14 protein-coding genes are annotated in these 13,465 nt (G+C 63.6%); 8 read left to right on the top strand and 6 right to left on the bottom strand.

The features are described from left to right. Positions 1-26 precede the first annotated feature (26 nt). The 4 genes from KA354_07840 to KA354_07825 form a co-directional block, all read right to left on the bottom strand. Positions 27-1,079: a Gfo/Idh/MocA family oxidoreductase gene (locus tag KA354_07840; GenBank protein MBP7934547.1), complete on the bottom strand. Its 1,053-nt coding sequence runs from the start codon at positions 1,077-1,079 to the stop codon at positions 27-29. Between the two features lie 112 nt (positions 1,080-1,191). Beyond that, positions 1,192-1,404 carry a hypothetical protein gene (locus tag KA354_07835; protein MBP7934546.1) on the bottom strand — a complete coding sequence of 71 codons (213 nt, stop codon included), beginning with the start codon at positions 1,402-1,404 and terminating at the stop codon, positions 1,192-1,194. Continuing rightward, positions 1,401-1,994, bottom strand: a complete 594-nt coding sequence (locus KA354_07830; GenBank protein MBP7934545.1) for a hypothetical protein — start codon at positions 1,992-1,994, stop codon at positions 1,401-1,403. The genes KA354_07835 and KA354_07830 overlap by 4 nt, the downstream gene beginning before the upstream one ends. Positions 1,995-2,013: 19 nt before the next feature. After that, entirely contained in the window at positions 2,014-3,258 is a 1,245-nt protein-coding gene (locus KA354_07825) for a tyrosine--tRNA ligase (protein ID MBP7934544.1), read from the bottom strand. Between the two features lie 75 nt (positions 3,259-3,333). Here KA354_07825 and KA354_07820 point away from each other — a divergent pair, with 75 nt between their 5' ends. Then, complete coding sequence (locus KA354_07820) at positions 3,334-4,554, top strand: class I SAM-dependent rRNA methyltransferase (GenBank protein ID MBP7934543.1); 1,221 nt, start codon at positions 3,334-3,336, stop codon at positions 4,552-4,554. 260 nt (positions 4,555-4,814) lie between these two features. On the opposite strand, the gene nrdR is transcribed toward KA354_07820, so the two are convergent. Beyond that, positions 4,815-5,312 (bottom strand): transcriptional repressor NrdR, encoded by a 498-nt coding sequence (gene nrdR / locus KA354_07815; GenBank protein ID MBP7934542.1) that lies wholly within the window; start codon positions 5,310-5,312, stop codon positions 4,815-4,817. A 363-nt stretch (positions 5,313-5,675) separates the two neighbouring features. Here nrdR and KA354_07810 point away from each other — a divergent pair, with 363 nt between their 5' ends. The 6 genes from KA354_07810 to KA354_07785 all read left to right on the top strand — a co-directional run bounded on the left by KA354_07810 (position 5,676) and on the right by KA354_07785 (position 11,390). After that, a complete protein-coding gene (locus tag KA354_07810) occupies positions 5,676-6,440 on the top strand; it encodes a glycosyltransferase family 2 protein (protein ID MBP7934541.1) in 765 nt (254 codons plus the stop codon). A gap of 180 nt (positions 6,441-6,620) precedes the next feature. After that, entirely contained in the window at positions 6,621-8,468 is a 1,848-nt protein-coding gene (locus KA354_07805) for a hypothetical protein (protein MBP7934540.1), read from the top strand. Next, entirely contained in the window at positions 8,465-8,995 is a 531-nt protein-coding gene (locus KA354_07800; protein MBP7934539.1) for a ubiquinol-cytochrome c reductase iron-sulfur subunit, read from the top strand. Before KA354_07805 ends, KA354_07800 begins: the two co-directional genes overlap by 4 nt. A gap of 113 nt (positions 8,996-9,108) precedes the next feature. Beyond that, the gene (locus KA354_07795; GenBank protein MBP7934538.1) at positions 9,109-9,885 is read left to right on the top strand and encodes a cytochrome b N-terminal domain-containing protein; all 777 of its coding nucleotides are present in this window, start codon (positions 9,109-9,111) and stop codon (positions 9,883-9,885) included. A 361-nt stretch (positions 9,886-10,246) separates the two neighbouring features. After that, the gene (locus tag KA354_07790) at positions 10,247-11,041 is read left to right on the top strand and encodes a cytochrome C (protein MBP7934537.1); all 795 of its coding nucleotides are present in this window, start codon (positions 10,247-10,249) and stop codon (positions 11,039-11,041) included. Positions 11,042-11,171: 130 nt separating this feature from the next. After that, positions 11,172-11,390: a ferredoxin gene (locus KA354_07785; protein MBP7934536.1), complete on the top strand. Its 219-nt coding sequence runs from the start codon at positions 11,172-11,174 to the stop codon at positions 11,388-11,390. Between the two features lie 319 nt (positions 11,391-11,709). On the opposite strand, the gene KA354_07780 is transcribed toward KA354_07785, so the two are convergent. Beyond that, positions 11,710-12,585, bottom strand: a complete 876-nt coding sequence (locus KA354_07780; protein MBP7934535.1) for a hypothetical protein — start codon at positions 12,583-12,585, stop codon at positions 11,710-11,712. Positions 12,586-12,740: 155 nt separating this feature from the next. On the opposite strand from KA354_07780, the gene KA354_07775 reads away from it, so the two are divergent. Next, positions 12,741-13,433: a radical SAM protein gene (locus KA354_07775; protein MBP7934534.1), complete on the top strand. Its 693-nt coding sequence runs from the start codon at positions 12,741-12,743 to the stop codon at positions 13,431-13,433. Positions 13,434-13,465: the final 32 nt, after the last annotated feature.

The raw sequence follows: 13,465 nt of genomic DNA, 5'->3' as shown, positions 1-13,465 counted from the left end.
GGTTCTTGAGTACACGTGTTGGGGCACTATCCCAGGGTCACCGTCTTCCCCGTGCGGGCCGATTCGTAGATTGCCAGGATCGTCTGTACGGCCTTTCGAGCCTCGGTGCCGTCGATCTCCGGCGTGCGCTTCTCATCGACCGCCTTCAGGAACGAGGCGAAGTTGTCACGATGGCCATCGGCCGTCATGCCAGCCGAAGGATTGGCCGCCCCGATCGAGACAGCGGGAAACTGCAGGTACTTCTCCCGGATCTGTTGGTCCTCGGGCTTCTCGGCGCGGAATTGCCAGAAGAAGAAGCTCTGGTCGGCCATGGCCACCGTGCCGTCCGTCCCGGAGACTTCGACGATCCGGAAATGGCCCGGCCACATGCTGGTCGTACAAGCCATGGTGCCGATCGCTCCACTGGCGAACTCGATGACCGCGGCCCCAGTGTCCTCCACCTCGATCCGCTGGTGAGCGATCGTCGTCGTGCTGGCCTTGACGCACCGGACCGGCCCCATGAGCCACTGGAGCAGATCGACGGTGTGAATACCCTGATTCATGTAGGCTCCGCCGCCGTCGAGTTTCCAGGTGCCTCGCCAGCCGCCCTGGTCATAGTATCCCTGGTCGCGCCACCACGGCCCGTAGGCCATGCCGAAGGTCATCCGCCCGAACCGGCCGTCCGCGACCGCCTTCTTGAGCAGGCGGGCAGTGGGCAGGAACCGACCGTTGAAAATACCGCCCAGGCTGGTGCCCGACTTGGCGTGGGCTTCGATGGCGGCATCGATCTTCGCCAGGGTGATGTCCAGCGGCTTCTCCACGATGGCATGCTTGCCATGCTGGGCCGCGGCGATCGCCAAGTCCGCGTGCGTGCCGCTGGGCGTGGCCACGGTGACCACGTCAATATCGGACCGCGAGAACATTCCGTCCAGACCAGTCACTGCGGCGCATCCGTGTTTCTTCGCATAGCGGTCGGCGGCGCCGGCCACATCATCGCACACCGCCACAAGCTTGGCATTGGGCAACTGCTTGATCGCCTCTGCGTGGAAGTTGCCGATCATCCCCGCACCGATTACGCCGAATCCGTATGTTTTGGGCATGGGAAACCTCATCAGGAGCTGTCAGCGGCCAGCTGTCAGCAATCCGCCAGAAGAAGAGACCGAAGAGACCATTGCCTGAACAAGGATGTTGCCTCCTGCTTCCGCATAGCGGTCACACTCGCCTCTCGCTTCGCAGTCTCAGCCAGCGAAGGCGTAGACGAGCCCTCAGCCAATCGGTCATGCGGAGACCCAGCCGGGAAGCGCCGGTTCCATACTCGAATCGCCTGGCCCGCCGATCCGCGTCGTCGCGGGTCGGCCGGTTGGGGTGGATGCGGATCACCAGGTCCGCCAGGAATGAGAGCCACCCTGTGCGTCTGCGTCTCATGCCGGTATCCGCTGCACCGCCAGATGCGTCGTGGCCAGGACTTCCTCCGCCGGCCGCGAATCGTCGGCCGCCGGCCAGAGCTGCTGCCGGGCAAGGATGGCCGGCCCGGCCTCGTAGTAGCTGGTCACCTGGCTCGGACCACCTTCCACGTAGTCGCCGCCACCGTAGCCCAGTCGGTCGAGCCATCCGGCCACGTCGTGGGTGAACTCGGCCGGGAAGATGATCACGGTCAGTTCCGAGTGGCCCGCGCCTTCGAGGCGGGCCAGCTGGACCTTCATCCGGCACGGTGGGGGGGCGGCAGCGGCCAGTCGATTCAGTGCCTCGTAATCCGCTCGGGCTGCCTCGCTCGTCGAGCGATAGAACAGGATCCCGTCTTCGAGCTGAAACCGCTCGTGGGGCACACCGGCCAGCTCCATCGTCCCGTCCGGGAGAGCCCGGTGAATCCGGTAGACCTTGCCGTGGCGGTATTTCTCGGACTCGAGGAGCACGGCGATCTCGTCGGCGGTGTATCCGATTGCCACCTGATTGCCAAAATCAAACACGTACAGGCCGCCGTAGCGTTCCGGTGATGGCACTTCGGGGAGCTTCATGCGTCTTTCTTGCCTTGCATCAGTCCACCTGCAGGCGGACGAACTTGCGTTTGCCGCGCTGCAGGATGTCGCCGCTCTTGACCACCAGCAAGCCGGCGGCGTCCTCGACCACTTCGCCATTGAAACGGATCCCCTTCTCCGCAACCAGCCGCCGGACCTCGCCATTGCTGGCCGCGAAACCGCAGTGCACCGCGAGCTTGGTGACCGGGACCCGGCCGTCCAGGAACAGCTCGTGGCTGATGACGACCGTCTGGGTATCGGCCGGTACGACCAGCTCGCCAGTGGCGGCCTTCTTCTGATGGATCTGCTCCCACTCGTGGCGAGCGTGATCGACCGCCTCGCGCGAATGAAACGTCGCGGCGATTTCGGCCGCCAGCCGCTTCTTGGCCTCCATGGGGTGTGTCTGGGCGGGATTGCACAGCATCCGGATCTCGGTCTCCGGAACCGCGGTGAGCAGCGTGAGGTAGTTGGCCATGCATCCGTCGGGAACGCTCATCAGCTTGCCGAACATATCGTGGGCGGCTTCGCTCACGCCGATGTAGTTGCCCAGCGACTTGCTCATCTTCTCCTTGCCGTCCAGGCCGACCAGAATGGGCATGACCATGACCACCTGAGCGTGTTGCCCGGCGTTACGCTGAAGGTCGCGGCCAACCAGGTTGTTGAACGTCTGATCCGTTCCGCCCAACTCGACGTCCGACTGGATGCAGACACTGTCCCAGCCCTGCATGAGCGGGTAAAGGAACTCGTGAACGCCGATGGGCACTTCGGTCTCGAACCGTTTGCGGAAGTCCTCCCGCTTGAGCATCTGGCCAACCGTCATCTGCCCGGCCAGTTTGAGCACGTCTGCGAAGGTCATCCCGGCCAGCCATTCGCTGTTGTGCCGGACCTCGAGCTTGCCCTCGGTGGTGTCCAGGATCCGCCCAGCTTGATCGAAGTAGGTCCTGGCGTTGGCCTCGATAGCGTCGGTGTCAAGGACGGGCCGGGTCTTGCTCCGCCCGGACGGGTCGCCCACCCGGGAGGTGTAGTCGCCGATGATCAGGACCGCCTTGTGTCCTAAGTCTTGGAACTGGCGCATCTTACGAAGGACCACGGTATGCCCCAGATGGATATCCGGAGCGGTCGGGTCGAGGCCGAGCTTCACCCGCAGCGGCCGGTTCGCCTTCTGTGAGGCGGCCAGCTTATGCCTCAGTTCGTCCAGCGCGTCGATCCGCTCGCAACCGCGTGTCAGAACTGCCAACTGCTCGTCAACGCCTGGAAAACTCATGCCGCCTATTATCGCCGGGGACGGCGGAGGATCAACTGGCGTCTTGCATTGCGTGGGGTCAAACCCGATCATGCGATGATGAGCAATCCGCCGAAGGACGAGTTCCAGCCCACCGCTTCGGCCAGCCAGGACTACCCGTATCCCTGGGTCCGCCTGCGGTCGGCGGCCGCCAGCCCGTTCATCTATCGGCGGATGGTTGACCAAGTCGCTCCGGAGGCTCGCCCGGGGGATGTCGTGGTGGTCTATGATCGGAAGGGCGACCTGTTCGGGCATGGCTTCTATCACGACCGCTCGCAGATTGCCCTGCGGATGATCTCCTACGCCCGTGAGCCGGTCGACGACACCTTCTTCGCCGCCCGGATCGATCATGCCCTTGTCTGGCGGAAGCGTCTGATCGGCTCCGATCTGGGCACTGACGTTTACCGACTCGTCCATGCCGAGGGGGACTCGATCAGCGGCCTCATCGCCGAGCGGTACGCAGATTGGATCGCGATTGAGGTCTTCTCGCTGGGCGTCTTCCGCCGGCTGGACCTGTTCAAGCGGCTGCTGGGTGAGCAGACCGGCGTCAGCCGATTTGTCGTCCGGGCAGACGATCGGGTCGAGCGGCTAGAGGGTTTCCATGTTCCGCCGGAAGCGTCGGACTTGGCTCCGAAGACGATCACGGTGCGGGAAAACGGGATACGCTTTCGCGTAGACCTGCGGGCCGGCCACAAGACGGGTTTCTTCTGCGATCAGCGCGAGAATCGCCGACGGTTGGGGGCGTTGTGCAGCGGCCTCGACGTGCTCGACGTCTGCTGCTACACGGGCGGGTTCGGCATTTACGCCGCCAAACTTGGTGGCGCGGCCTCGGTGACAGCCGTCGATCTGGACGAGGAGGCCATCGAATTGGCCAAGGCCAACGCCAAGCTCAACCAGGTTCGAATCCAGCATACCCACGCGGATGCGTTCACTTACTTGCGGCAGATGCAGGCCAACGGACGGCAGTTCGATGCCGTCGTGCTCGATCCGCCCAAGTTCGTGCCCGGCCGCGACGACTATCAGGAAGGCTCGCGCAAGTACCTCGATCTCAACGCGCTGGGCATCGGCGTGCTGAAGCCGGGTGGCCTGCTGTTGACTTGCTCATGTTCCGGCCTGGTGGGGCGGGACGACTTTCTGGGCATGGTTAAGGCGGCCGCCGGCCGGCTTGGCCGCCCGCTCCAGATCCTCGACCAGACTGGCGCCGGCCCGGATCACCCCATCATGGCCAATTGCCCAGAGAGCGGGTACCTGAAGGCCATATGGGCGCGGGTGCTGTGATTGCTGCGGGGGTGGCGAGCCGCAATGTCCGGGAGACGGGCGGAGTCCTTGCCCCTGCCGATGCTGCCCGCGAAACGCTGGGATTGAACCGGAGGCAGACGCGCTGATGACCGGGTGCAGGCGGAATGCCGCCCTTCTCAGCAAGCACGTTCCACGAATGACGTTCTCTGCATTTCGTGGGGCCCAAGCCGGGTCGCCCATGCGGAATCTGACTCTTGAAGGTGCCTGCTAGAGTGTCAGGTGACTTTTCGCTCGGTCGTTCACTCGAACAACCTCTGCTGGCCAGGTGTGTCGGTCACATGGTGCTCGATGACTTCCTGGGCCTCGTCGATGAGTTGGCCGAGGTCCTGGAATCGGCGGTAGACGCTGGCGAAGCGGACGTAGGCGATCTGGTCCACGTGGCGGAGCTGATCGCCGGCCAGCTTGCCGATGATCTGGCTGCTGACCTCCCGGTCATACTGCTTGAACAGGGTGTCCTCGATCGCGTCGACCATGCCGGTCATCACCTCGTCGCTGATCGGCCGCTTGTAGGCCGCCCGTTGCAGGCTGCTCAGGATCTTGTGGCGTTCATACGGCACCCGGCTGCCGTCGCGCTTGATGACCATGAGCTTCACGTCCTGTTCGACGCGTTCCTTGGTCGTGAATCGCTTGTTGCAGGAAATGCACACCCGCCGGCGGCGGATGACCTCACCGTTTTCGCTCAGACGGGAATCGATGACCTTGTCCTGGTTAATCTCGCGACAGTAGGGGCATCGCATAGTGGCTCCAAGTATATGCTGGCGCGAGGCTTGCCGCAATGCCGTGGAAGCGGGAAGTGTGAGGGCAGAGGTGAGCAGGTCGCCCTTGGGGAGATTCCCGATCGGAGCATGGCTTGGCATCCAGGCTGCCGGGCGGGGCTGCCGAGACCAATCGACCGTCCCAGGAGGCCCTCGAGCGGCGGAGGGCTGACGTTGCGACAGCCGAAGCGGCGGGTGCTTCTGTCCGACCACTGGATGGTGTTGCAGGCCGAGACGGAAGATGGGTCGGCACGGTGGCTTCTTGGACTGCCCGGTTGACATCTGCCGGCCGACGTGCGGTAATACGCCCGTTCCTGTCGCCCGGCTGACGTGGGAGATGCCCTCATGGATGAGCGCGTGCTGGCCGTCGTGATCCCCGCCTACAACGAAGAGCGTACCCTGGGAACGGTCCTCCGGGCGGTGGATGGACTGGCCTGTGTTGGCGAGATCATCGTGGTGGACGACTGTTCGACCGACGGCACAGCGGGAGTGGTTGAGTCGTTCGGCTCGCCACGGGTCCGGCTGTTGCGGACGGAGCGGAACTCAGGGAAGACGGCAGCGGTTCGCAGGGGGCTAAGCGAGGTTCAGAGTCCGCTGGTCATCATCCAGGACGCCGACCTGGAGTACGATCCGGCCGAGATCCCCTTCGTGATTGCCCCGATCCTGGCCGGACAGGCCGACGTGGTCTACGGTAGCCGGTTCCTGGTTCGGCGAGCGACCCGGGTGCTGTATTTCTACCACTACCTGGCGAACAAGGGCCTGACCTTCTTCTCCAACCTGTTCACCAACCTGAACATGACCGACATTGAGACCTGCTACAAGGCGTTCCGCTCGCCGATCGCGAAGGCGATCCCGCTAACCAGCAAGGGCTTCGGCCTCGAGGTCGAGATCACCGCCACCGTGGCCAAGACCAGGGCTCGGGTCTACGAGGTGCCGATCTCCTATTACGGACGAACGTATGCCGAGGGAAAGAAGATCGGCATGGCCGACGGCATGCACGCCCTGTGGTACATCCTTCGGTTCAACTGTCCGCAGGTCGGTTCCTCCCGGCGGCGCGAGGCGATACGAGTGATCGATCAGTTCCTTGAAGGCGCATCCAAGGCCCCCTGATGCTCCGGGCGACATCCGTCCGCCGGTGAGCAGGAGTCTGGTTTGCGTCCACCTCCCTGCCCATACAGGGGTCGGTCGGTGCCTCGGACAAGCCGGGCTTTGTCTTGTTCGGCAGGCGGGTTCTTCGTATAGTCCACGCTCGCGAGGCTCATGGCGAATCCTGTTGCGAGCGAGAGAGTTGTGGGACACGACGCACTGATACTGGCCGCCGGGCAAGCCGGGGCGCTGTCCGGGCAGTTCACCCGGCTGGACTGGCTGGTGGTGATCGCCTACCTCGTGCTGACCACGCTGATCGGTTCGCTGATGGCCGGCAAGCAGGCAACCATCCGTGATTTCTTCCTGGGTGGCCGGAAGCTGCCGTGGTACGCGGTGTGCGGCTCGAACATCGCCACGGAGATCAGCGCGGTGACCTTTGTCTGCGTGCCCGCCGTGGTATGCGCCCCGACCGGCAACTTCACCTATCTGCAACTGGGACTGATAGGATCGGTCCTCGCGAAGATCATTGTGGGCTTGGTGTTCGTGCCGGCCTTTTACGAACGGGAGATCTACAGCCCGTACGACTACATGGCCAACCAGCTCGGAGAGCGGGCCCGATCGGTCACGACCTGCCTGTTCATTTTGGGTGGGTCGTTGGCTCAAGGTTCGCGCGTGTATCTCACCGCCCTGATCCTGGACCTGATCATCGGGCCCTCGGTTTTTGGGGGGCTGCAAGAGCGAACCGGCGTGAGCACGCTCGTCTGGTCGATCTACACCATCGGAGCCCTGTCGGTGGTCTGGACGTGGATCGGCGGCATTACTACGGTTATCTGGACGGATGTGATTCTGTTCCTGGTCTTCTTGATCGGGGCCTTCGTGGCCTTGGCGGCCGCGATCGGCAAGCTGCCCGGCGGGCTGGGTGAGTTCTGGAGCGTCGGGTGGGGGGCCAAGGAGGCCGGTCCGTGGGGCAAGTTTACACTGTTTGACTATAGTCTCAGCCCGACCAAGGAGTTTACCATCTGGACGGCCGCCATCGCGAGTACGTGGGGCGGCTTGGGCGCGTTCGGCACGGACCAGATGATGGCTCAGCGCATCTTCTGCTGCAAGGGACAACGAGACGCCCGGATGGCGGTGATCGCCAGTTCCTCGAGTCAGGTCATCGCCCTGATCATGTTACTGGTCGGCGCCGCCCTGTACGCCTTCTATCTGCGCTATCCGCTGACCGGCGAGGCGGCCAGACTGGTCGCCGAGAAGGGCGATCGCATCTTCCCGGTGTTCATCATCGAGCAACTGCCGCCGGGCATCTGCGGCCTGGTGATCGCGGGTATCTTCGCGGCGGCCATCTCCACGCTGGTGTCGGTGGTTGCCTCGTTCAGCCAGACCTCGCTGGCGGCTTTCTATCTGCCGTGGCGAAGGCGCCGACTGGTGGCTGCGGGGCAGGATGCTTCGCTGGACTCGGCGATGAAGGATCCGGGCCTGGTCCACCTGTCTCGGGTGCTCGTCCTGGTATGGGGCCTGATTCTATGCCTGATGGCTCAAGTGGCCGATCTCGCTTCCGGGCAGTTCCCGCAGATCCTGAACCTGGCGCTGGCCATGGCCGGCTACACCGGAGGCGCGATTCTCGCAGGCTTCATGCTTGCCTTCATGCGGTTCAACATCACCGCGCGCGGGTACACCTGGTCGGCTCCTTTGTCCGTGTTCGTGGTTTTCGCCCTGGTCTGGCACGAGCCGTGGGCGAATATCGTCTGCTGGGTGGGGGCCGCGGTCCTGCTGATGACCTGGATGTGGAGCCAGGCAAGAGAGCGGATACCTGCGGCCAAGGCGTCCGACGAGTTGGGCGCGACGGTCGTGGCAACTCCAGCCCAAACGGTACTCCTGCTGGCGGGTATTGCCCTGATGCTCATCATCAGTCACTACGGCTTCTTCGATGCGAAGACCGATCCCCTGACCGGCAAGGTGCGGTATGCAACCCTGGCATGGCCGTGGTTCGTCCCGATCGGTTCGTCCGTGGCATTCTTGTGGGGCTATCTGCTGGCACGAAGGAAGACATGAGCGCGCAGGAACCACGACCCGGCAGCCCGCCTGACGCCGGTCAACGCGGGATAGAGCGGAGGCAGGTGCTCTCCGCGGCCGGCGCCGGCTGGCTCGCACTTGCGGGCAGCGGCGCGGTTGCGGCTCTGGCGACCGCTCGATTCATGTTTCCCAACGCCTCGGAGGAGCCCGATCCGCGAGTGGCCGCCGGACCGGTGGACTCCTACGCGCGCATGCCCGCCGGCACGGTCGATGAGCGCCGCAAGAAGGACGGTGTCTGGCTGGTGCGGCTCCCTGATCGGCTTGTGGCCCTGAGCACCGCCTGCACGCACTTGGGCTGCATCCTGAACTGGATACCCGGCGAACGCAGATTCGCATGTCCGTGTCATGGGAGTGGCTTTGCCCTCGATGGCACCAACACGGAGGGGCCGGCTCCACGTCCGATGGATCGGTTTGGAGTCAGCGTGGTGGACGGTCTGGTGGTGGTCGATCGGAGCCGCCGGTTCCTTGGCGGCAAGAGCGATCAGGGCAGCTTCCTGTCGCTGTGATGCTCAGGAGCCTATCTCTGCGGGAGGTTTGGGACAGGCTTCCGGCCTGTCATTTGACTGGCAAGATGCCGGTCCCACACGTAACGGGATAGGATCTAGGTGGGGCACGAGGGATTGTACGAGTGGCTCGATTGGTGCGCGATTCTCAGATCTGGAAGTCGGTGTTCCGCCACGGCGTACCTCATGACACGAGTACGCGCATCCGGGCGGTCTTGGGCAACGTGTTTCTCCACCTTCACCCACCGTCGGTTCGCCGCAGCGGCGTGGAGGTCACCTATACCTGGTGTATGGGTGGCACGACGTTCTTGCTGTTCCTGGTAGAGCTGGTCACCGGCGTTCTGCTGATGTTCTACTATCGGCCCACGGCTGAGTACGCCTATAAGGACATCATCGCGTTGGGATCGCACGTGCCCTTCGGACTGGTGCGCGAGATCCATCGTTGGGGCGCCCACCTGATGGTCATTACTGTCTGGCTGCACATGCTCCGCGTGTTTTTGACCGGCAGCTACAAGCCGCCGCGGGAGTTCAACTGGGTCGTTGGCGTCGTACTGCTGGTGCTCACCATGCTGCTGTCGTTCACCGGTTACCTGCTGCCTTGGGACCAGCTCTCCATGTGGGCGGTGACGGTGGGAACGAACATGGCCGGGGCGGCGCCGGTGGTGGGGGCGCAGGGACCGGGGAGCGGGCTGGTTTCCGTCGGGGACGTGCCCTTGGTGCACTCCGGCTCCGATCTCCGTTCGCTGCTGCTGGGCGGATCGTCGGTGGGACCGGCCGCACTCTTGCGGTTCTACGTTCTGCACTGTATTGCGCTCCCTTTGATCGCGACGGTGCTGATGGCTGTGCACTTCTGGCGGATCCGCAAGGATGGAGGGATCAGCGGGCCTCTATAGAGCAGCCTGCGATCTGGTCCTGCACATGGGAGTCAACGTGTTGCCGATCATCGCAGCAACCGAGGGGATTCGCGGCGCCGTCGACTGGCTGTCGGCACCGCAGCGACTGTTCCCTTTGGCCGTCGCGGTGCTGGCTACGGGCCTCATTACGTACCGCCGCTGGACACGGCCACCGATCGCAGCTTGCCTTGGCGCCGTTGTCGCGGCGGCCTACATCGCCGCCCTGTGTGACGCGGTCTTCTTTCGCGCCGCCAGCCGGCCGGACAGCGTCCCCATCACTCTGCTGCTCGTCATGCTGGCTGTCGGCTTGTGGATCGGCCTGCGGCGAGCGGCGCTCAATGATCAACGACGTCGAGAGGGCCTGTCTCTCCTCGAGGGCCGGGCCGACAACCAGGTACTGACGTGGCCGCACCTCCTGGTCGTCGAACTGGTCGCGACGCTGATCTGCATGACCTTGCTTCTCGTGTGGTCCATCCTGGTCCGCGCTCCGCTGGAACCGCCGGCCAGTCCCTATGTGGCACCGAACCCGGCGAAGGCGCCCTGGTACTTCCTCGGGCTTCAGGAGTTGCTCGTCTACTTCGATCCGTGGATCGCAGGCGTCCTGGTGCCGGTGCTGATCGTCCTTGGCCTGTGCGCAATCCCCTATCTGGATCGCAACCCGAACGGAAACGGCTACTACACCCTTCGGGAACGGCCGTTCGCCGTAACGCTCTTTCTGAGTGGTTTCGTCCTGCTTTGGCTGCTGCCGATCATCGTGGGAACCGTGCTCCGTGGACCCAACTGGGCTTGTTTCGGACCCTTCGAGTCCTGGGATCCTCACCGGCCTGCGTCGACGGCCCAGGTCAACCTGTCGGAGTTGTTCTGGATCCACGGGCAAGGACGGACGCCGCCGGGAGCCGGCTTTGGGGGGGCGGCAAGCGGTATCCTGCGCGAAACGCCGGGACTGTGTCTGCTGGCCCTGTATTTCCTTCTCCCGCCCTGGCTGCTGAAGCGCACTGCCTTTCGGGGGACCTACTCGCAAATGGGACTTGCCCGGTACACGATCACGATGTTCCTGCTGGCCGCGATGCTCCTCGTTCCGATCAAGATGCTGCTTCGCTGGTGCTTCAACCTGAAGTACATCGTGGCGTTCACGGAGTGGTCGCTGAGCATCTGAACGCCGACAGGACTTGCCATCACGGAGCCGTTTGCTATGCTGTACGCTTCGTGGCACCGTGAGGCGTGCCGGTTCATGGGTTGGCTCGGTGCGGCCGTGGCCGCACCCGTGTAATGCCAGGAGATTTCCGATGGCGAAGACTGTGACCAAGGTCTGGGTCGATACAGACAACTGCACTTCGTGTGAGGCGTGCGTGGCGTCGGCCCCGGACGTGTTTGAGATGAAGGGCGACGTGGCGGCCGTCAAGGCCGAAGCCAAGGACGCGGCCTTCCTGCAGGCCCACAGCGACGAGATTATCGCGGCGGCTGGCGACTGCCCCTGCGAGGCGATCAAGTTCGAAGCCAAGTAGCGGAGGCCCTTCGCCGGGTCCGAAACCCCGGCTTCCGGGGGAGCATCCTCCAGGCTACTGAGAAAGGGACCGTGGCAACTCACTGCCGCGGTCCTCTTCTTTGGGCATGCTGTCTGGACAAGGCGAGATGCCGTCTCCGCCCCCCGGACCTGACTTCCGGGGCCGGTGGTCAAGCTCTTGCCCGGCCTACAGGGGCCAATGCGTTTTCACGCTGGAGCGTGCCTCTCGCTGGATTGGGCGGTGGTGGTGCTGATCGCGTGGCAGGTCCCGAGCCCTTGTCGCTGCCCCTGACGGTTTTCGGCGTATCAGCGTTCTGGTCTTACTTCCCAATGAGGGTCTTGAGCCGCTCGATGAGCATACAGCGGGTCGGATCACGGTCGCAGGTCAGGTCGCCCCAGTAGAGGATGCTGTGTTGGCGGCTGTCGTGGCGGATCCGGCTGAGCAGCTTCTCGATTCGCCGGACGCATTCGTCCAGCACGTCGGGAGCCGTGACCCGGCCCATGTTGACGAGGACGACGTCGGCTTCGACCAGGGCGTGGAACTCCGGCTGGAGTTGAATGCGCGAGGCGATCTCCGCCCCGATGGGGGAGCGAAGGAACTGGTGGATTTGCGTCTCGTTGACGTCCAGGAATTCGACCGGGTTTGAGATGACACTCCCTCGCCTCGGTTTGACCTTTTTCCTCCGGTGCTTGACGCCCGAAGAATCGTCCAGTGGGTCGCCCTCGAAGAGCCCGAAGATCTCCGCGGCAAAGGCGGCCGTATCCTCCATCACCTCCTGCAGGGCGACGGCGGCGGCTTTCGGTTCGCGGAAGACCTCGTGAATGTCCACCGGGGAGGACATGACGAAGACCCGGTAGTCGTAGGGGTAAGCGTGGCGGATCGAGGGGTCGGTATCCGCTTCGACGATGACGAAGCCTCGCCGGTCGAGTCGGCGCACGGCCCGCAGGGCGTCAGGCAGGGTTTCGAAGATCCGCTCGCGCGTATAGCGAACGATGTGGACCGAGGCCCATCGTCCATCGCTGGGCGTCGTATCGTCCGGAGGCTCGCGTTCAATGCTGTTGGTGTGATTGTCGAGTGAGGTTTGCAGGCGAAGGACGTGGACCGACCGTCCGAGGACGTGGTCGGCCACAACCTGTGCGACAGTGGTTTTGCCGCACCCTGAAGGGCCGCTGATCAGAAGCGTTTCCAGTGGCATAGCAGGCCGTCTTGGCTAGGGCTGGCATGACAGGCATACCGGACCGCCACTCATGCTCTGTTCCGCATTCTACCTCGCCGTTGTCCGGTTCTCAAGCAGGCCCTCTGCGGTCTCGGGCTTTGCGGATGATCGATCAAGGTGGCATGATAGGAACCATGAATCGCTACGCGGTCATCGCCGGTAAGTTGCCCCGCGAGATCGTCCTGCTGCGCAGTCTGCCCTGCATTTGGGGGCGTTGTACGTTCTGCGACTACATCCTGGACAACACCACCGACCTGAACGAGATACGGAGCGTGGCGAGTCGCGAGTTGGCGAAGGTGACCGGGCGGTACTCGCGGCTCGAGATGATCAATTCGGGCAGCGTGCAGGAGCTGCCGATCGATGTCCGACGCGCCGTTCGAGAGTTGCTGCACGACAAGGGGATCCGCGATTTCATCTGCGAGTCCTACTGGGCATACCAGCCGAGCTTCGCCGAGACCCTGGCCTTTTTCGGCGTACCCACACGGCTCAAGATCGGTATCGAGACGTTTGATGATCATCTGCGGAACGATGTCCTGGGTAAGAACATCCGCTTTGAGTCGCCGGCGGACGTTGCCCGATTCACCGACACCATCTGCCTGCTCGTCGGTTTCAAGGGCCAGACACGCGACCTTGTTCGCCGTGACATGGACATTCTCCTGACTCAGTTCCGATTCGGCTGCGTCAACCTGTTCACGCCAAACAGCCGGAGCGAAGGGTTGTTGGACGCGGACATCCAGGCCTGGTTTCGCGAGGAATACGCCTGGCTGGCCGAGCATCCCACGATCGAAGTACTTTGGGAGAACACGGACTTCGGCGTTGGCGGGTAGGGCAAGGAGTGCTTGAAGCGGAAAGAGAGCTC

It is taken from the genome of Phycisphaerae bacterium (assembly GCA_018003015.1).
Classification (GTDB): domain Bacteria; phylum Planctomycetota; class Phycisphaerae; order UBA1845; family PWPN01; genus JAGNEZ01.
Note: the sequence above shows the minus strand (reverse complement) of the source record. Positions and strands in the feature narration are given on the sequence as shown.

What these genes read in the sequence shown, in the direction of transcription:
- KA354_07810 (MBP7934541.1), top strand. Translation starts at nt 5,676, where the DNA reads ATGGATGAGCGCGTGCTGGCCGTCGTGATCCCCGCCTACAACGAAGAG.
- KA354_07785 (MBP7934536.1), top strand. Translation starts at nt 11,172, where the DNA reads ATGGCGAAGACTGTGACCAAGGTCTGGGTCGATACAGACAACTGCACT.
- KA354_07825 (MBP7934544.1), bottom strand. Translation starts at nt 3,258, where the DNA reads ATGAGTTTTCCAGGCGTTGACGAGCAGTTGGCAGTTCTGACACGCGGT.
- nrdR (MBP7934542.1), bottom strand. Translation starts at nt 5,312, where the DNA reads ATGCGATGCCCCTACTGTCGCGAGATTAACCAGGACAAGGTCATCGAT.
- KA354_07835 (MBP7934546.1), bottom strand. Translation starts at nt 1,404, where the DNA reads ATGAGACGCAGACGCACAGGGTGGCTCTCATTCCTGGCGGACCTGGTG.
- KA354_07800 (MBP7934539.1), top strand. Translation starts at nt 8,465, where the DNA reads ATGAGCGCGCAGGAACCACGACCCGGCAGCCCGCCTGACGCCGGTCAA.
- KA354_07840 (MBP7934547.1), bottom strand. Translation starts at nt 1,079, where the DNA reads ATGCCCAAAACATACGGATTCGGCGTAATCGGTGCGGGGATGATCGGC.
- KA354_07775 (MBP7934534.1), top strand. Translation starts at nt 12,741, where the DNA reads ATGAATCGCTACGCGGTCATCGCCGGTAAGTTGCCCCGCGAGATCGTC.
- KA354_07820 (MBP7934543.1), top strand. Translation starts at nt 3,334, where the DNA reads ATGATGAGCAATCCGCCGAAGGACGAGTTCCAGCCCACCGCTTCGGCC.
- KA354_07830 (MBP7934545.1), bottom strand. Translation starts at nt 1,994, where the DNA reads ATGAAGCTCCCCGAAGTGCCATCACCGGAACGCTACGGCGGCCTGTAC.
- KA354_07780 (MBP7934535.1), bottom strand. Translation starts at nt 12,585, where the DNA reads ATGCCACTGGAAACGCTTCTGATCAGCGGCCCTTCAGGGTGCGGCAAA.